General features: G+C 65.8%; 12 protein-coding genes and 2 rRNA genes. 6 read left to right on the plus strand and 8 right to left on the minus strand.

The features are described from left to right. Nucleotide 1: 1 nt before the first annotated feature. Both galT and galK read left to right on the plus strand, forming a co-directional pair. Complete coding sequence (gene galT, locus ABH915_RS20960) at nucleotides 2–1,183, plus strand: galactose-1-phosphate uridylyltransferase (RefSeq protein ID WP_370124882.1); 1,182 nt, start codon at nucleotides 2–4, stop codon at nucleotides 1,181–1,183. Further along, nucleotides 1,180–2,382, plus strand: a complete 1,203-nt coding sequence (gene galK, locus ABH915_RS20965; protein ID WP_370124883.1) for a galactokinase — start codon at nucleotides 1,180–1,182, stop codon at nucleotides 2,380–2,382. Before galT ends, galK begins: the two co-directional genes overlap by 4 nt. A gap of 20 nt (nucleotides 2,383–2,402) precedes the next feature. Here galK and ABH915_RS20970 read toward each other — a convergent pair whose 3' ends face one another. Continuing rightward, nucleotides 2,403–3,392: an LLM class flavin-dependent oxidoreductase gene (locus tag ABH915_RS20970; protein WP_370124884.1), complete on the minus strand. Its 990-nt coding sequence runs from the start codon at nucleotides 3,390–3,392 to the stop codon at nucleotides 2,403–2,405. Nucleotides 3,393–3,525: 133 nt separating this feature from the next. Next, a complete protein-coding gene (locus ABH915_RS20975; RefSeq protein ID WP_370124885.1) occupies nucleotides 3,526–4,320 on the minus strand; it encodes a hypothetical protein in 795 nt (264 codons plus the stop codon). A 160-nt stretch (nucleotides 4,321–4,480) separates the two neighbouring features. Between ABH915_RS20975 and ABH915_RS20980 the strand changes: the two genes are divergently transcribed. The 4 genes from ABH915_RS20980 (at nucleotide 4,481) to ABH915_RS20995 (ending at nucleotide 9,011) form a co-directional block, all read left to right on the plus strand. Further along, nucleotides 4,481–5,350, plus strand: a complete 870-nt coding sequence (locus ABH915_RS20980; protein ID WP_370124886.1) for an aldo/keto reductase — start codon at nucleotides 4,481–4,483, stop codon at nucleotides 5,348–5,350. A 48-nt stretch (nucleotides 5,351–5,398) separates the two neighbouring features. Then, complete coding sequence (locus tag ABH915_RS20985; protein WP_370124887.1) at nucleotides 5,399–6,100, plus strand: type 1 glutamine amidotransferase domain-containing protein; 702 nt, start codon at nucleotides 5,399–5,401, stop codon at nucleotides 6,098–6,100. 49 nt (nucleotides 6,101–6,149) lie between these two features. Further along, the gene (locus ABH915_RS20990) at nucleotides 6,150–7,883 is read left to right on the plus strand and encodes a helicase HerA-like domain-containing protein (RefSeq protein WP_370124888.1); all 1,734 of its coding nucleotides are present in this window, start codon (nucleotides 6,150–6,152) and stop codon (nucleotides 7,881–7,883) included. A gap of 135 nt (nucleotides 7,884–8,018) precedes the next feature. Then, nucleotides 8,019–9,011: a hypothetical protein gene (locus ABH915_RS20995; protein WP_370124889.1), complete on the plus strand. Its 993-nt coding sequence runs from the start codon at nucleotides 8,019–8,021 to the stop codon at nucleotides 9,009–9,011. Between the two features lie 132 nt (nucleotides 9,012–9,143). On the opposite strand, the gene ABH915_RS21000 is transcribed toward ABH915_RS20995, so the two are convergent. The 6 genes from ABH915_RS21000 to ABH915_RS21025 form a co-directional block, all read right to left on the minus strand. Further along, nucleotides 9,144–9,965 (minus strand): endonuclease domain-containing protein, encoded by an 822-nt coding sequence (locus ABH915_RS21000; RefSeq protein ID WP_370124890.1) that lies wholly within the window; start codon nucleotides 9,963–9,965, stop codon nucleotides 9,144–9,146. Between the two features lie 209 nt (nucleotides 9,966–10,174). Then, complete coding sequence (locus tag ABH915_RS21005) at nucleotides 10,175–12,133, minus strand: NHL domain-containing thioredoxin family protein (RefSeq protein WP_370124891.1); 1,959 nt, start codon at nucleotides 12,131–12,133, stop codon at nucleotides 10,175–10,177. After that, entirely contained in the window at nucleotides 12,130–14,304 is a 2,175-nt protein-coding gene (locus ABH915_RS21010) for a cytochrome c oxidase assembly protein (RefSeq protein WP_370124892.1), read from the minus strand. The genes ABH915_RS21005 and ABH915_RS21010 overlap by 4 nt, the downstream gene beginning before the upstream one ends. 126 nt (nucleotides 14,305–14,430) lie before the next feature. Further along, entirely contained in the window at nucleotides 14,431–14,718 is a 288-nt protein-coding gene (locus tag ABH915_RS21015) for an HU family DNA-binding protein (RefSeq protein ID WP_011776355.1), read from the minus strand. Nucleotides 14,719–15,285: 567 nt separating this feature from the next. Then, a 5S ribosomal RNA gene (gene rrf / locus ABH915_RS21020) occupies nucleotides 15,286–15,402 on the minus strand. Between the two features lie 238 nt (nucleotides 15,403–15,640). Continuing rightward, nucleotides 15,641–18,780: ribosomal RNA gene (locus ABH915_RS21025) — 23S ribosomal RNA — on the minus strand. Nucleotides 18,781–18,962 lie beyond the last annotated feature (182 nt).

Genomic DNA, 18,962 nt, shown 5'->3' on the forward strand with positions numbered 1-18,962 from the left:
CATGGGCCAGATTACGAAACGCTCCTACAAGCTCTCCGACGGCCGGGACATCATCTACTTCGATGATGCCGATACCGTCCTGCCCCCGCACCGGGGCGAGGATCTCCGCGCGCCGGCGGTCCGGCCGCCCACCGCCACCATGCGCCAGGACGTCCTGACCGGGGAGTGGATCTCGATCGCGGCCGCCCGGCAGAACCGGGTGGTTCTGCCGCCCTCGCACCTGGACCCGCTGGCCCCGGCGTCGCCGGAGAATCCCTCGGAAATACCGAGCCTTTACGACGTCGCAGTCTTCGAAAACAAGTCCCCGTCCTTCGGGCCGGACCTGGCGGGGGCCGCGGCGCCGGAAGGCCTGGATGACCTTGCCCGGGTGGGGCTGGGGCGCAGCCGGCAGTCCGTGGGCCGGTGCGAAGTGGTGTGCTTCTCCCCGGAACACACCGGCTCCCTGGCGGGACTGCCCCTGTCCCGGATGCGCACGGTGGTGGAAGCCTGGGCAGACCGGACGGCCGCGCTGTCCGCACTGCCCGGCGTCGAACAGGTTTTTCCGTTCGAGAACCGCGGCGAAGCGATCGGCGTGACCCTGCACCACCCGCACGGACAGATCTACGCCTACCCGTACATCACGCCCCGCACGGCCCAGCTGGTCCGCACGATCGAGAACTACGGCGGTTCGCTGTTCGAGGACATCCTCAGCTTCGAGCAGAAATCCGAGCGGGTGCTGCTCCAGGGCGAGCACTGGACGGCGTTTGTCCCGTTTGCCGCGCGCTGGCCGCTGGAAGTTCACATCCTCCCGCACCGGCACGTCCCGGACCTCGCCGCCACGACGGACGAGGAACGCGATGAGTTCTCCCTGCTGTACCGCCAGCTCCTGCGTGGCGTCGATGCCCTCTATGACACCCCCACTCCGTACATTTCGGCCTGGCACCAGGCTCCCGTCCACGCCCACCGGGACGACATCCGGCTCATGCTGCAGCTGACCTCGCCCCGCCGGGAGGAGGACAAGCTCAAGTACCTGGCAGGGTCGGAGGCCGCGATGGGCGCATTCATCGCGGACATCCCGCCGGAAACGGCCGCCGCACGGCTCCGCGAGGCCATGGAAAAAGCATCGCCGCCACCGCGTGCGTCAGGGCTCGAGCCAATCCGCACAGAACTCCCAGCAACAGAACAGGAATCTCCCCGGCCATGAATGAGGTCCTTGAACGGGAAAGTGGGTACTTTTCCAGTCAGTTCGGTGGGGCGCCGGACGGTTTGTGGTCGGCGCCCGGGCGGGTCAACCTGATCGGCGAGCACACGGACTACAACGAGGGCTTCGCGTTTCCGATCGCTATCGACAAGCGCACCACGGTGGCGGCCCGCGTCCGCGCAGACCGTCTGCTCCGGGTCACCAGCAGCTCCTTCCCCGGCGTCATAGAGGTAAGCCTCGACCACCTTGACCCGGATGCCCTCACCGGCTGGGCCGCGTACCCCCTCGGCGTGGCCTGGGCGATGTCCCGGGCGGCGGCCGGCGGCGCCGGTTCCGCAGCCGGTTCCGAGGCCGGTTCCGGCGTCCCGTCCCGGCTGTCCGGCCTGGACCTGGCGCTGACCTCGGATGTCCCGGCCGGTGCCGGGCTGTCCTCCTCTGCCGCCGTCGAATGCGCGGTGGCCCTGGCCCTGAACGATCTCTGGGACTTGGGGATGGGCAGGCCGGAACTGGCCCGGATCGGCCAGCTGGCCGAGAACAGGGTGGTCGGCGCGCCCACCGGCATCATGGACCAGTCGGCATCGCTCCTGGGCGAGCCCGATCATGGCATCCTGCTCGACTGCCAGAACCTGACGACCGAGGCGGTTGCCCTCGGCTTCGCCGGCGCGGGCGTGGGGCTGCTCGTGATCGATACCCGCACCAGCCATTCGCATGCCGACGGCGGCTATGCCAGCCGCCGTCGTTCCTGCGAGGACGGCGCCCGCCGCCTGGGCGTCGGAAGCCTGCGGGCGCTGGGCCCGGCCGATCTCCCCCGCGCCGCAGCACAGCTCGACGGACAGACCTACTGCCGGGTCCGCCACATCATCACGGAAAACCAGCGCGTGCTGGACACCGTAACGGCACTGCGGACCTCCGGCGCCGCCGCGATCGGGCGGTTCCTCAACGAATCGCATCTGTCCATGCGCGACGACTTCGAGATTTCCACCCCGGAGCTCGACCTCGCCGTGGCCCGCGCGCAGGAAATGGGCGCCATCGGCGCGCGGATGACCGGCGGCGGTTTCGGTGGCGCCGCCATCGCTTTGGTCCGCAACGACGACGCCGCGGCGGTGGCCGCGGGCGTCGCCCGCGACTTCGCCCGGGCCGGGTACACGGCCCCGCATATTTTCCCCGTCACCGCGTCCGAGGGCGCCCGCCGGGAACTGTAGCCCGGGAAGACTCCGGGGCCTTATGCCCGCACGAGCCGGGCCGCGTCGGCCAGGAGTTCCACGGAACGGAGCCGGGCTTCGGTGCCGGTGCTCTGGTGCGCCACGATCAGTTCGTCGGCGTCGGCGTGCGCCGTGAACTCCTCCAGGTACGCCAGGACGGCATCGGGGGTGCCAACAGCAGAGTACTTCATCATCTGAGCCATGTGCTGGCCCTGGGGCGAGTCCAGGATCATGTCCGCCTCGTCGTCGCTGAACACGCGGCCATTGCCGAAGAACAGGGAGACCCTGGCCCGCTTGGTGGCCTGGAACATCGCCTGCGCCTCGGCGGCCGAGTCCGCGGCAATGACGTTGACTCCGGCGATCACGTGCGGGGCGTCGAGCTGCGCGGAGGGCCGGAACTCGCGGCGGTAGACGGCAACCGCATCCTGCAGCGCGTTGGGCGCGAAGTGTGACGCGAACGCGTAGGGCAGGCCCAGCTGCGCGGCCAGCCTGGCGCCGAACAGGGAGGAACCCAGGATGTACAGCGGCACGTTGGTGCCCTTGCCCGGGGTGGCCTCTACGCCCTGGATGCGGGTGGGGCCGGTCAGGTAGCCCTGGAGCTCCAGGACGTCCTGCGGGAAGCTGTCTGCCGACATCGGATCGCGGCGCAGGGCTCGCATGGTGTTCTGGTCGCTGCCCGGCGCCCGGCCCAGGCCGAGGTCGATCCTGCCCGGGTGCAGGGTCTCGAGCGTGCCGAACTGTTCCGCGATGGTCAGCGGCGAGTGGTTGGGCAGCATCACGCCGCCGGCGCCGAGGCGGATGCTGGAGGTGTGGGCCGCGACGTGGGCGATCAGCACGCTCGTGGCGGACGAGGCGATCGCGGACATGTTGTGGTGCTCGGCGTACCAGATCCGCCGGTAGCCCCGGTCCTCGGCGAGCTGCGCCATGGCCACGCTGCCGGCGAAGCTCTCCGCCGCCGTCTGGCCCGGGCCAATGGTAGCGAGATCAAGAATGGAAAGCGGAACAGTCACGGAAAAGCCGGCCTTTCGTAGCGGAGCAGTGTGCGGGCCGGAGTGTGGACTGCGGTCCCGGGCGGCACCGGGTTTCCGGCGCGGGCACACTGGGGTCAACGACGGCGGCCCCCGGGATATTTCTGCAGGCGGCTCAGCCGCAGGAGTAGTTGTAGTCCAGGCCGCCGGAAATGTACTGCGTCATGGAGACGCGGCTGCGCGGCGTGAGTCCGGGCAAGGCGCAGTTTGACTTGGCGCGGGACGCCGATGCGGCACCGGCCAGCCAGCTTGGCAATCCTGCCAGCGGGCTGGTCGACTTCACGGTTCCGGCGATCTGCGCCCACTGGTAACCCGTGGAGTAGAGGCCCACCCGGGCGCCGATCCGCTTGAAATAGGCGGTCATACCTTCCAGGACGGCGACGTTGGCGGCTTTGTCTGTCTGCCAGGTGTTTTCCGTTTCCACATCCAGCCACCAGAGGTAGGACTGCGGGCTGCTGACCCCGCGGCGCCTGGCGTCGTCGGAGGCCTTGGCCCACCCGTACATGTAGGAGCAGGCTTTGAACGACCCCAAGGCGCAGTTGCCGTAAGGGTTGGTGACCTTCACCCCGTTGTAGGTGTTCGATGTGGGCCACCAGGACCCCTGTCGGCCGGGGTTGGCGGTGTTGACGTACAGGGCCACCCTCGGCTGCGACGTTGCCGCGGGCGACTTGGCGGTCTTCGCCCAGGCCAGCTGGCTCGCCAGGCAGGGGTTCGTCGTGTTGGCAAGGCCGTTGTTGACGCCGACAATCGCGAACATGGGCTGCTTGGGCAGGACCTTGCCGCACTGCGGCCAGGACACGTCGATCCCCGGCCCCGGGGAAGTGGCGGCCGAGGCCGGGCTTCCACCCATGGAGACAAGGCCTAGGGTCACAACGATGGCCAGTACGATGCGCGTGAGCGAGTTGGGCATGCCACAGTCTAAAGCATAAATTCCAATCGGTAGCGTAACCCTGCAGGGCAGATATCTTCGAACCGGCCGGGCGCTGCGCAGGGCCCCGCATCACCCGGGCCGGGACCGTCCGGTCGGGAACCCTTGGAATAGTCAGCAGGCTGAGGAGGTTCCCGTACCTATGAGCCCCGACAATTCACAACATCCCGAACCATCCGCCACGATCGCCCTGCAGGACCTCGGAACCGTCCACCGGCTGGGCTTTGGCGCCATGCGGATCACCGGCGACGGCGTCTGGGGCGAGCCGGCGGACCGCGCGGCCGCGGTCGCCGTCGTACGCCGTGCCGTGGAGCTTGGCATCGACTTCATTGACACCGCCGACTCATACGGTCCCAACGTCAGCGAGGAAATCCTCGCCGAGGCGCTGCACCCCTACCGGGACGGCCTCAAGATCGCCACAAAGGTGGGGTTCGCGCGCACCGGACCCAACGTGTGGGTTCCGGTCGGCCGGCCCGAATACCTGCGCCAGCAGACGGAGTTGAGCCTGCGCAAGCTCAAGGTCGATGCCCTGGACCTCCTGCAGCTGCACCGGATCGATCCCAAAGTGGACCGCGAGGAGCAGTTCACCGTGCTTCGCGATCTGCAAAAGGAAGGCAAGGTCAAGGCCCTCGGCCTGTCTCAGGTCAGCGTGGAGGAGTTGGAGGAAGCCGGGAAGTACTTCACGGTCTCCACGGTGCAAAACCGGTACAACCTCACCGACCGCAGCTCCGAGGACGTCCTCGAGTACGCCGAGGAGAACGGTATCGGCTTCATTCCATGGGCGCCCATCGCCGCCGGCGAACTCGCCCGGCCGGGCGGTCCGCTGGACGCGGCCGCCACGCGGCTCGGCGCCACCACCTCCCAGGTCGCGCTGGCCTGGCTGCTGCGCCGCTCCCCCGTCATAATGCCCATCCCCGGCACCGGCTCCATGAAGCACCTGGAAGAAAACCTCGCGGCGGCCGGCGTCGTGCTCGACGATGCCACCTTCGCGGAACTCCAAGCAGCCCGCTAACCCCTTCCACCACCCGCCGGCCCCTGCCGGCAGAACAGGAACAACACCATGGCTAACATCCTGATGGTCGTCTCGGCCGCAAATTCCCTCACCATGCGCGACGGCACCGAACACCCCACCGGCTACTGGGCCGAGGAACTCGTCGTCTCCCACCAGACCCTCCTCGACGCGGGTCACACCGTGCACATCGCCACCCCCGGAGGCCGGAAGCCCACGGTGGATGAGGTCAGCCTCGCGGCCGAGTCCGCGGGCGGCCAGGACCGTGCCGACGGTTTCCGGAAATACCTTGAGTCGATCGACGCCGAGCTCTCCGCCCCGCTGGTGCTGGGCGGCGTCGACGTCGCCGACTATGACGCCGTCGTCATGCCGGGTGGCCACGGGCCCATGGCCGATCTGTACCGGGATGCCGACCTCGGCAGTATCCTCTCCGGCGCCAACGCGGCCGCCAAGATCATCGCGCCGTTCTGCCACGGCCCGGCCGGGCTGCTGAGCGCCACGGACGACGACGGCGCGTTCACCTTCGCCGGACGGCGCCTGACCGTCTTCACCAATGAGGAGGAGCTGGGCGGCGGCACGGGACCCAATACGCCGTGGTTCGTGGAGGACGTCCTGACGGAGAAGGGCGCGGTAGTGGAGAACGGCGCGGCCTGGACGTCGCATGTTGTGCGGGACGGAAACCTCATCACCGGACAGAACCCGCAGTCCAGCGAGGATGTGGCCAAGGAGGTCCTCAAGGCCCTCGCCGAATAGGCTTGTCCCGGCCGGGTCCGGGAACCCCGGGCCCGGCTAAGCTAACCGCATGGCCATCAAATCCACTGCAGACAAAGTTGCCACGATCGTCCAGGGCTATACCCTGGAGGGCCCGACGATCGAGCTCGGCGCGGCGATCGTCGACGGCGAGCTCCGCAAGGAGGCGCCGGTCCGGTTGCCGCTCGCGATGATGAACCGGCACGGCCTCGTGGCGGGGGCGACGGGCACGGGCAAGACCGTCACGCTGCACATGATCGCCGAACAGCTCTCCACCGCGGGTGTGCCCGTGTTCCTGGCCGACATCAAGGGTGACCTCTCCGGTCTGGCCACTGCGGCCACGGGCAGCGAAAAGCTCCTCGCCCGCACGGAGAGCCTCGGCCAGGTGTGGGCCGGCAAGACTTTCCCGGTGGAATTCCTTGCGCTCGGCGGCGACGGCAACGGCATACCGGTCCGCGCCACCATCACCTCCTTCGGTCCCATCCTGCTCTCCCGCGTCATGGACCTGAACGAGACCCAGGAATCGAGCCTGCAGCTCGTCTTCCATTTCGCGGACAAGAAAAACCTTGAGCTGATCGACCTCAAGGACCTGCGGGCCGTGATCCAGTTCCTGACCTCGGCCGAGGGCAAGGACGAGCTTGAGGAACTCGGCGGCCTCTCCAAGGCCACCGCCGGCGTGATCCTGCGCGAACTGATCACGCTCGAGGCGCAGGGCATGGAGAAGTTCTTCGGCGAACCCGAGTTCGACACCGCCGAACTGCTGCGGACCGCGCCGGACGGCCGCGGCGTGGTGAGCTGCCTGGAGCTTCCGACCCTGCAGACCAAGCCCATGCTCTTCTCGACGTTCCTCATGTGGCTGCTCGCCGACCTCTTCGAGGACCTGCCCGAGGCCGGGGACCTTGACAAGCCCAAGCTCGTCTTCTTTCTCGATGAGGCGCACCTGCTGTTCAACGGCGCCTCGAAAGCCTTCCTTGATGCGATCACCACCACCGTCCGGCTCATCCGGTCCAAAGGAGTCGGAATCTTCTTCGTGACGCAGACCCCCAAGGACGTCCCTGCCGACGTCCTCGGCCAGCTGGCAAACCGGGTGCAGCACGCCCTCCGCGCCTACACCCCGGAGGACGCCAAGGCCCTCAGGGCCACCGTTTCCACCTTCCCGAGCAGCGACTACGACCTCGAGGAGACCCTCACCACCGCCGGCATCGGCGAGGCCGTCATCACGGTTCTGAATGAGAACGGCGCGCCGACCCCCGTGGCGCTGACCCGGCTCCGTGCTCCGGAGTCCGTGATGGGTCCCAGCTCCGACGAGCTGATCTCCAGTACCGTCGCAGCCTCGGCCCTGCTGCCCAAGTACGGCACCGCCGTCGACAACATCTCGGCCTACGAGAAGATCGCCGCCGAAGGCGGTGACTACACAGGTGCTGCCCCCACCGGACCGGCCGCCGGGACCGCACACCAGGGCGGAGCCCCGGACCGAGCCCAGGGCGGCGGTTTGGACCCCAGCGCCATCGACGCCGAAGCCCGACGGATCGAGGAAGAAATCCTTGGCCGACCCAGCAGCCGCCCCGCGCCGGCGCCCAGGATGCCCGACAATGACAACGTGCCCGAGCGGCGCGCCCCCCGGCCGGCGCAGCCGCAGGCCGGCGGTGGCGGGGGCATCGGCGGCGACCTCGCGGGGGCCCTCGGCGGTGGCCTCCAGAGCATGGCCCGCTCGCTGGGGACCCAGCTTGGCAGGGAGCTGCTCCGCGGCGTCTTCGGCACGTCCTCCAAGCGCCGCCGCCGCTAGGGATCACCGCGGCGGCATCCAACCGAACGCTCCCGGCCAGCCGGCCCGGGCGGCCTTCAGCCATGCTCCGCGTCACAGATGCGGACCGTGACACCGGGATTCCTGTGGGGTACAGGTAACGTAAGAATGGTGCAGATGAGTCAGGCGTTGGTCAAAATCGCGGCAGTGTGGCTGCTCGGACTGATGCTTGCCGTCGCCGGGGCCATCGTGTCGATCAACCTGGTGAACGACTCCCTTGCCGGGCCCCAGCAACCAGTCCGCGAATATTTGAGTGCCCTGCAAAAGGGCGATGGCGAAAAGGCGCTGGGCCTGTTGCGTGCCTCCGTGCCACAAAGCAACCCGGCGATGCTCGACGGCACGGCCCTGCAAACGGCGGCGGCCCGCATCTCCGACGTCAAGCTTGGCGCCGCGGAAGAGCGCGGCTCCAACCAGGTCATGGTGCCCATGGACTACACCATCGACGGCAACCCGTTGCGGACCGAGTTCTTGTTGGAACGCTCCGGCACCGAGTGGCTGTTCTTCCACAAATGGTCTTTCGTCCCCTCTGAGCTGCCCGTCCTGGACGTCACCGTGGTCAACTCCAGCGAGGCCACCCTCAACGGGGTACCGGTGAACATGCCCAACGGCCGCAACTCCTTCGCCGTCTTCTACCCCGGCGAGTATGAGGCGACCCTGAACGGCCAGTACTTCTCCGCCCCGGCCACCCGCGCCACCGTGTCGGGCGGGGACGCGCGTCCGGCCTCGCTGAACCTGCTGACCGAGGCCACGGGCGCCCTGAAGGAAGCTGTGAGCAGCAAGGTCAAGGAGTTCCTGGACTCCTGCGCCGACGAGGCCGACCAGCAGCAGAAGCTGCAGCCCAACTGCCCCTTCTACCATGCCACCAACAACCGCGTGATGGACGGGACCATCGACTGGAGCATCACGGACTACCCGAGCGTCAGCATCGAGCCGTTCGGCGGCCGCTGGGTGGTGGCGCCCCTCGACGGCAAGGCCCGGATCAAGGCCCGCCAACAGGACCTGTTCTCGGGCGCCGTGTCCGACATCGACTCCGTCCACGATTTCAGCTTCACGACCCGGCTGGACATCGACGGCGACACCGTCAAACTCACGCCACAGCTGGACTACTAGCACCCAAGGGATTCCGCGGCTGCACCGTTGCCCGTCACGCGGGGCAGACTTTGAGCCCCTCGTGTCCCCGGCTCCCCAAGAAACTGCGGATCCTTTCTCTCCCGGTGCCCGAAAAGCTGCAGACCGTGACACCTATGGCGCCTTCACCCGGGCAAGAACGGCCAGAACCTCGGCGACCATCGCCGCCGGATAGTGAACGACGTCGGCATAGTAGTAGCGGAGCACTGCGTAGCCCCGGACCACGGAGCGGTTGTTGCGGCGCTGGTCCTTCTTCACCTGAGCCCATTCTCCGTGATGACGGCCGTCGAGCTCCACGATTAGCCTGCCCTCCAGCAGCAGATCCACGTGGCCGACGCCCTCGACGTGCACCTGCGTCTCCACCCTGATTCCGGCTTGTCGGAAGTACGTTCGCGCCAGGGTCTCCAGCAGGGATTCCGCGCCCAGGTCCACCCAGGTGAGGACCTCCCGGGCCCGCCCGTTGCGCGCCCCCGGCAGTCGCCGTCGTAGGAAATCCAGCGTCATATCGCCCCTGCCGACGGCACACTCAACCATCACCAGGGACTCGCGGAACGGCAGGCACCGCAGCGCATGTATGAGGACGTCGCCCAGGGCCGCAACCGGCCGGTGCGGATGCGGCGCAAGCAGCAGTCCACCGTGTCCCGGTCCTCCGGCTGCGCCGTTTCCACGCCGGTGGTAGACGTGCCGGGCCCCGGTCTGCTCCAGGGCCCAAAGCCCATAGAAGGGCGCGGCGCTCACGCATGTAAGCAACTGCCTGTGCTGCAGCAGCGCGACATAGTCGGGCTCCGCCGTCGGAAGTGCGTACAGTCCGCGGCACGGCTGCACGACGCCGGCTCGCACCGCCCGCCGCAATGCGGCGTCGTCAATGCCCAAGCCGGCGAGGGACGGCCGCCGGGCCGCTCCTCCGCAGATGGTCAAAGCCGTGAAGACATCCATGAGCTCATGATTCGCCCTGCCAAACAGGCGCCGCGACCGGCCGGCAGTCGTATGTGGATAATTCCGCGTCACGCAGGGCAGACTTTGAGCCCCGGGTGTCCACCGGCGCCGGGATTCCGCGGCCCGGGGGCCCGAAGAAAGCCAAAAGGCTGCCGTCCGTGACACCAGGTCACGGACGGCAGCCTTTTGATCAGCCTTGGCGCAGCGGCTCAGTCCATCCCGCGCAGGTCCAGGACCAGCTCGGTGTCGCCGTCGGCCTGCAGGAGCACGGGGATTCCCCAGTCCTGCTGGTAGAGGTGGCAGGCCGCATGGTCCGGGATCTCGCCGTCGGCGTCTGCGGGTCCGTCGCACGCCGCCGCGCGGGCGGTGATGTGCAGGACGCCCTCGGGAACGTCGGAGGATAGCTCCAGGGTGCGCAGGAGCCCCACGGACGTCCCGCCGCCGGAGACCAGCAGTTCCGGGGGTGTGGACGAGATCTTCAACTGGGTGGGATCGCCCCAGCGGTCGTCCAGCTTCTGCCCGGTGGGCGCCGTGAAGCGGACCGCCAGTTCGAGCGGCCCGGGAGCCACGGGGCTCTTGGGCCGGTGGGTCTGCGCCGCACCCTCGTCCACCTGCTGGGCTTCCTTCGGGATGGGCACGTACACGAGCTGGTGCTTGTTGGCCTCGACCACCACCAGCAACGGCTCGGATCCGGCGACCTGGGTGTGGTCCACAATCACGTCCGAGGGCTCGGAGAGTCCGCGGGCCAGCGTGGAGACCGTGCCCGTTGCGGGGTCGTAGCGGCGGACTGCGCCGTTGTACGTGTCCGCGATGGCCACCGAACCGTCAGGGAGCACCGTGACGCCGAGCGGGTGCTGCAGCCGCGCCTCCGCGGCGGGGCCGTCGCGGAAGCCGAAGTCGAACAGGCCCTTGCCCACCGCCGACTCGACGGTGATGCTGCCGGCGTCATCAATCACGAGCTTGCGCAGTGCGGAGGTCTCTGAGTCAGCCACCCAGATGCTGCCGTCGGCGTCTTCGGCGAGGCCGGAGGACTGGGCGAACCAGGCTTCAGCGGCCGGGCCGTCCAGGAGTCCTTCGAGGCCGTTGCCGGCGATGATCTTCACGGCGCCGGAGGTCGGCTCGAAGCTGAAGATCTGGTGCACTCCCGCCATCGCCACCACCACGGCGTTGAGCTTGCTGGACCAGACGACGTCCCACGGCGAACTCAGGGACACCGCGAGCGGGTCTGCCTCGAGCCGGGTACCGTACGCGGCGCCTTCCTCGTCCACGCGGGCCGGGCCGGTTTCCAGCAGCCGCTGTACGCCGTTTCCGGCCAGCGTCCGGACGGTTCCGTCCGCGAGGGACAGCCCGCGGAGCCGGTGATTCACGGAGTCGGCAATGACGACGTCGTAGCCTGTCTCCGCGGCGACGTCCTCCGGGAGCAGCACCAGGCCCTGCGGTTCATTGAACCGGGCGGTGGCGGCGTTGCCGTCGGCGTGGCCCTTTTCACCGGAGCCGTACGTGGCCAGCACGGTCGTAAAGTCGGTGGAGAGTTCCACGAGCCGGTGATGGCCGGTGTCGGTCACCAGCCACGAGCCGTCGCCAGCGCTACCGACGCCGCGGCCGGCGGGCAGGAAGAGGGCCTTGCCCGGGAAGCGCAGCGTACCCGACGTCGGTTCCGGCGCCACATAGGGTCCGTCGCCCCGGTGCAGGGTGCCCCTGGCCTCGTGTTCGGCGATCAATTCGGGGATCAGCACGGCGAGCCCGTCCGCGTGGCCTTCACCGGAGAGGTGCGCCACGATGTAGCCCTCCGGATCGATGACCACCAGGGTCGGCCAGGCCCGGGCCGTATAGGCCTTCCAGGTGTCCAGTTCGGGGTCGTCGAGGACAGGGTGGCGGATCTCGTAGCGTTCGACGGCGGCCGCCAGCGCCACGGGATCGGCCTCGTGCTCGAACTTGGGCGAATGCACGCCGACCGTCACGAGGACATCCGAGTACTGCTGCTCGAGCGGGCGGAGTTCGTCCAGGACGTGCAGGCAGTTGATGCAGCAGAACGTCCAGAAGTCCAACAGCACGATCTTGCCGCGCAGGGATTCAAGGTCCAGGGACTTGCCACCGGTGTTCAGCCAGTTGCGGCCCACCAGTTCGGAGGCCCGGACCCGGAGGTGGGTGCGTACGGTTTCGGTCATGAGCGTCCTTCCAGCTTTGAATTGCGTTCGGCAAGCCTGGCGTCGCGCTCGGCCAGCTTGGCAAACATATCGTTGTAAGCGGTGAGATCGGCGTCGTTATTCCTGTCCGCCGCCCGGTCGGTGCGTTTGGACTCGCGCGCGTCGGAGCGGGACCACTGAACGGCGACACCGATCGCCACCAGCAGCGTGGGCACTTCCCCGATGCCCCAGGCCACCGCGCCGCCCATCTGCTGGTCCAGCAGGGCCGAAGGACCCCAGGTCCGGCCGAGGTTGCCGAAGTAGTCGGCGGCCAACAGCCCCGTGCCGCCCATGATGGCGACGCCGAAAAACGCGTGGAAGCCCATGGTGGCCAACAGGAGCAGCAGCCGCATGGGGTACGGTGCGCGGCGCGGCAACGGATCGGTGCCGATCATGGTGAGCACAAAGATGTAGCCGGTGAGGGCGAAGTGCAGGTTCATGAGTTCGTGGCCCACGTGGTCCCGCATCGCGTAGCCGAACGCGTCCGAGTAGTAGAAGAGCACAATGGAACCGGCGAAGTTGGCGGCAGCGAACAGCGGGTGGGTGACCAGTTGCGAGAACTTGGAGTGGATGAAGATCATGAGCCACTCTCGCGGGCCGCGGGAGCTGTCACGCCGCGGTGTGAGCGCCCGCAGTGCCAGCGTCACGGGGGCGCCGAGGACCAGGAAGATGGGGGCCACCATCGTCAGGGCCATGTGGTCCACCATGTGCGCCGAGAACAGTACCCTGCCATAGACCGACGGCGGCCCCGACGTCACGTAGGTGAGGACCACGAGTCCGATCACCCAGTTGACCGTCCGGAACCAGGGCCACGAGTCGCCCCGCTTCAGCACCCTTCGTACGCCGAGGAGGTAGGACACCAGGGCGAATACGGCGACGGCGATCCAGAGCCAGTCGAGCCGCCACTCCGTGAGCCACCGGTCCGGGGTCAGTTCCGGCGGCAGCTCATAGCCGGAGAGGATGAAGGCCGGCGAAGCGTCGGGGGCGAAAGTGGTGGGCTGCGGCGGGGCCGAGCGCCCCAGCGCGACGGCGATCCCGGACGTCGCTCCCATGATGATCAGCTCCACGATCACCAGCTGCCACAGCACCCGGCGCGCGGACCTGCCCATGGCGCGGTTGCCCAGCTGCGGGATGACCCAGCGGCGGTGCATGAGCCCGATGCCGCCCAGCACCAGGACCGCTGCCGTCTTGGCGAGGATGAGTTGCCCGTAGGCCGAGCCGAAGAGGTCTGCCCAATTGGTGAGGCGGATGCTGGCGTTGATCACGCCTGAGGCGAAGACCAGGGCGAAGGCAAAGCCGGCCAGCGATGAGAACCTGCGCAGGGTTGGCTCGGTGATGTCTGCGGTCCCCGGGGCCGCGCCTGAGGTGCGGCCGCCGGCGCGTGTGCCTTCCAGGACACCGGAGAGGACTGCGAGCATGATGATGCCGCCCACCCAGGCCGATACGCCGACCAGGTGCAGGCCGAGCGAGTTGATGGCGCCCTCGTGGTCGCTGGAGCTTGAGGAGTGTCCGATCAGGGCGGCGGGGACCAGCCCGATCAGCGAAAGGACCAGCGTCAGTGCCAGGCCTCCGCGGGACCGCACGCCGAACAGGGCGGTGGTAACGACGGCGGCGATGATCACGACAGCCAGCCACGCGCGTCCGGTTTCGATGTCCGTCATGAAGTACACGAGGGAGCGGGTGAATTCCGGGTCCCCGGAGATGCCCTGCCCTGCAATGTCCGCGTAGCCCAGGACCAGCACGGTGATCGCGGAGAGCGTCCAGACAGCGCCGGCGGCCGCTGCCACGGCAAGTGCCCGGGTGAAGGCCGGATGTTCGGGGGCGTCCTGTTCCTTGGACCGGGAGCCGCTCCTGTTCTGCGGGAGGATGCCGACGGCGAAGATGAGGCCGCCGATCACGGTGGCTACGGCGACGTTGTGGATCGCTTTGCTCACCGGAAGCCCCCAGCGCACGAGTGCGCCGGGATCTGAGACCTCGCGGGCGGCTGCTGCGCCGGAGAAGATGAGTGCCGCTACCAGACCAATAAACAACGCGCCAAGGCCTGCGATCAGCCAAGGCCGGGCAATCCCGGCGGGACCGGAGCCAGGGCCGCGTGCGTCCCCGGGGGGAACGGGCGCTGCGGTTGTGGGCGTGGGATTTACTGCGGAAGGCACACCTCCATTGTCCGCTACGCCGCCTTGCGCGGCGAATCGGTCCCGGCGGTTGGGCCTCCGGGGGCCGGGGACGCAAAAGGAGCGGCAACCCGAGGGTTGCCGCTCCTTTCAAGCCCGCGAAGAAGACTACTTCTTCTTGGCGACTGCAGCCTTCAGCTTGGAGCCGGCGGTCAGCTTGACGCTGTGGCCAGCGGCAATCTGGATGGTCTCGCCGGTCTGCGGGTTGCGGCCGGTGCGAGCTGCACGGTCGGTGCGCTCGACGGCGAGCCAGCCCGGGATGGTGATCTTCTCGCCCGCGGCGACGGAGGTCTCGAAGACCTCGAACAGTGCGTCGAGCACGGAGTTGACTGCTGCCTGGCTGGTGCCGGCCTTGCCTGCTACCTCTGCAACAAGTTCACTACGGTTCTTAGCCATTTATGTCCTCCTGGACGGTCACGATTTTTGGAGCCTGCACACGGCATGCGTACAAACCACTGTTCGAAAACTTACCAGCTTGGCGCCTCAGAGGTGGCAAATTCCGCGTGTTTTCGGCCTTTTTTGGAGAAAATCACTGGAATCGGCGCCGATCGCGGTCAAATTGCGCCGAGAGCGGAAGCCCCCTCGTCGCCGCCGCTTCCGCGGGATCCGCCGAGGTCCCCACCGGCGGACTTTCCGCCGCCGGATAGCCAGCCGGGGGCTGCCAGTTGGGGACCGGCCCCAGGGTCCTGGTCGGCCGCGACTGTGTGTCTGCAGACACGACGCCGGCGCGCGCTATGGATGCCACTGCCTGCTGCGCGGGACCCGCGAAGCGCTCGTGGCGGGCCCTGTGACCGATGTTCTCGCCGGCCCTAACCCGGGCCTGACTGGGCACGTATGCCCGGGTCTGGCGGGGGCCGGTCCCCGGGGCCGGGCCGTCGGGAGCCACGGGCCCGAGCCCGGAAAGGGGGGTTAAATGCGGGAGGACCCCAACCTGGTGGTTGGGGTCCTCGACCGTTAATGGTGTTCCGGCGGTGACCTACTCTCCCACACCCTCCCGGGTGCAGTACCATCGGCGCTGTGGGTCTTAGCTTCCGGGTTCGGGATGGGACCGGGCGTTTCCCCCACGCTATGACCGCCGTAACCCTTGCTCCGCCACGCACCCGTGTGTTGGGTGTGGGGGAAAACTAGTGGTTACAACATGTTCGCTGCGGCGTGTGGCCGCAGGTGTGGTGTTGTTATTTTGTTGTCGGTTCCTGTGCAACGTGCCGCGGTAGCGGGTTTGTTGGTTGGGAACCACATAGTGGACGCAAGCAGTCTTGTTTCTTTGTACCACCCCTGGGTGCAAACCCCTTTTGAAGGTGGGTTTGCGGGGTGGTGTGTGGTGTAAGTTATCGGCCTATTAGTACCGGTCAGCTTCACGAGTCGTTAGTCCTCGCTTCCACATCCGGCCTATCAACCCAGTGGTCTGGCTGGGGGCCTCTCACACACAAGGTGTATGGAAATCTCATCTCGAAGCGAGCTTCCCGCTTAGATGCTTTCAGCGGTTATCCCATCCGAACGTAGCTAATCAGCGGTGCACTTGGCAGTACAACTGACACACCAGAGGTTCGTCCGTCCCGGTCCTCTCGTACTAAGGACAGCCCTTCTCAAATTTCCTGCGCGCGCAGCGGATAGGGACCGAACTGTCTCACGACGTTCTAAACCCAGCTCGCGTACCGCTTTAATGGGCGAACAGCCCAACCCTTGGGACCTACTCCAGCCCCAGGATGCGACGAGCCGACATCGAGGTGCCAAACCATGCCGTCGATATGGACTCTTGGGCAAGATCAGCCTGTTATCCCCGAGGTACCTTTTATCCGTTGAGCGACGGCCATTCCACAATGTACCGCCGGATCACTAGTCCCGACTTTCGTCCCTGCTCGAGATGTCTCTCTCACAGTCAAGCTCCCTTGTGCACTTACACTCGACACCTGATTGCCAACCAGGCTGAGGGAACCTTTGGGCGCCTCCGTTACTTTTTAGGAGGCAACCGCCCCAGTTAAACTACCCATCAGGCACTGTCCCTGACCCGGATTACGGGCCGAAGTTAGATGTCCAAAGTGACCAGAGTGGTATTTCAACGATGACTCCACCCGAACTGGCGTCCGGGCTTCAACGTCTCCCACCTATCCTACACAAGCCACTCCGAACACCAATACCAAACTATAGTAAAGGTCTCGGGGTCTTTCCGTCCTGCTGCGCGTAACGAGCATCTTTACTCGTACTGCAATTTCGCCGAGTTTATGGTTGAGACAGCGGGGAAGTCGTTACTCCATTCGTGCAGGTCGGAACTTACCCGACAAGGAATTTCGCTACCTTAGGATGGTTATAGTTACCACCGCCGTTTACTGGGGCTTAAATTCTCAGCTTCGCCTTGCGGCTAACCGGTCCTCTTAACCTTCCAGCACCGGGCAGGAGTCAGTCCGTATACATCGTCTTGCGACTTCGCACGGACCTGTGTTTTTAGTAAACAGTCGCTTCCCCCTGGTCTCTGCGGCCCCGATCCCCTCCCACCAGCAAGTGGTGTTCAAGGTTGGGGCCCCCCTTCTCCCGAAGTTACGGGGGCATTTTGCCGAGTTCCTTAACCATAATTCTCTCGATCGCCTTAGTATTCTCTACCTGATCACCTGTGTCGGTTTGGGGTACGGGCGGCTAAAACCTCGCGTCGATGCTTTTCTCGGCAGCATAGGATCACCGAATCCCCCCATACGGGGGTCCCGTCAGATCTCAGGCATCATGAACGGCGGATTTGCCTACCGTTCGCCCTACATCCTTAGACCGGGACAACCATCGCCCGGCTCGGCTACCTTCCTGCGTCACACCTGTTAATACGCTTGCCTCCCAGGATCAGGTCCCGCGCTCCACCAAAACCCACACACCCCGAAGGGTGCTAGGGCAGGTTTCGGGCGGTTAGTATCCCCTGTTCAGCATGGGCGGTTTTTCGCCGGTACGGGAATATCAACCCGTTGTCCATCGACTACGCCTGTCGGCCTCGCCTTAGGTCCCGACTTACCCAGGGCAGATTAGCTTGACCCTGGAACCCTTGATCATCCGGCGGACGGGTTTCTCACCCGTCTTTCGCTACTCATGCCTGCATTCTCACTCGTGTAGGCTCCACCGCTGGTTTCCACCGCGACTTCACTGCCCACACGACGCTCCCCTACCACTCCAGACGCCTGAACCAACCACAAGGGCTTGGCTAATGTCTGAAATCCACAACTTCGGCGGTGTACTTGAGCCCCGCTACATTGTCGGCGCGGAATCACTTGACCAGTGAGCTATTACGCACTCTTTTAAGGATGGCTGCTTCTAAGCCAACCTCCTGGTTGTCTTCGCAACTCCACATCCTTTCCCACTTAGCACACGCTTAGGGGCCTTAGTTGGTGGTCTGGGCTGTTTCCCTCTCGACTATGAAGCTTATCCCCCACAGTCTCACTGCTGCGCTCTCACTTACCGGCATTCGGAGTTTGGCTGACGTCAGTAACCTTGTAGGGCCCATTAGCCATCCAGTAGCTCTACCTCCGGTAAGAAACACGCAACGCTGCACCTAAATGCATTTCGGGGAGAACCAGCTATCACGAAGTTTGATTGGCCTTTCACCCCTACCCACAGCTCATCCCCTCCATTTTCAACTGAAGTGGGTTCGGTCCTCCACGACGTCTTACCGTCGCTTCAACCTGGCCATGGGTAGATCACTTCGCTTCGGGTCTAGATCACGCCACTGCAACGCCCTATTCAGACTCGCTTTCGCTACGGCTTCCCCACACGGGTTAACCTCGCGACGTAACACTAACTCGCAGGCTCATTCTTCAAAAGGCACGCCGTCACCCCAACACAGCAAGCTGCGGAGGCTCCGACGGATTGTAAGCACACGGTTTCAGGTACTGTTTCACTCCCCTCCCGGGGTACTTTTCACCTTTCCCTCACGGTACTGGTCCGCTATCGGTCATTAGGGAGTATTTAGGCTTATCAGGTGGTCCTGACAGATTCGCACGGGATTTCTCGGGCCCCGTGCTACTTGGGATACTTCACCAGGCGGTGCACAACATTTCGGTTACGGGGCTCACACCCTCTACGGCCGGCCTTTCAAGACCGTTCACCTATGCCAGCACTCTCACCTTCCCAGCCCGGCAGAGCTGGAGTGGGAAGTCCCACAACCCCGACCATGCAACGCCCGCCGGCTATCACACATGGAACGGTTTAGCCTGATCCGCGTTCGCTCGCCACTACTGACGGAATCACTATTGTTTTCTCTTCCTGCGGGTACTGAGATGTTTCACTTCCCCGCGTTCCCTCCACGCACCCTATGTGTTCAGATGCGGGTCACCAGGCAGCTCGCGCCCCTGGCGGGGTTTCCCCATTCGGACACCCTGGGATCACAGTCCGGTTATCGACTCCCCCAGGCTTATCGCAGATTCCTACGTCCTTCTTCGGCTCCTAATGCCAAGGCATCCACCGTGTGCTCTTAAAAACTTGACCACAAAAGATCAAGGAGTAATTTTCGAGAGAACCACAGAAACCACACCATCACCACAGCAACACCAAAAGGCACCACCGGAGCAACAGCACAGATCCAGGTTCATATTCTTGGAAATTGCTTCTTATAAAAGATGCTCGCGTCCACTATGTAGTTCTCAAACAACAACCCCGTACCACACACC

This window comes from Arthrobacter sp. MW3 TE3886 (assembly GCF_041262145.1).
GTDB lineage: Bacteria > Actinomycetota > Actinomycetes > Actinomycetales > Micrococcaceae > Arthrobacter.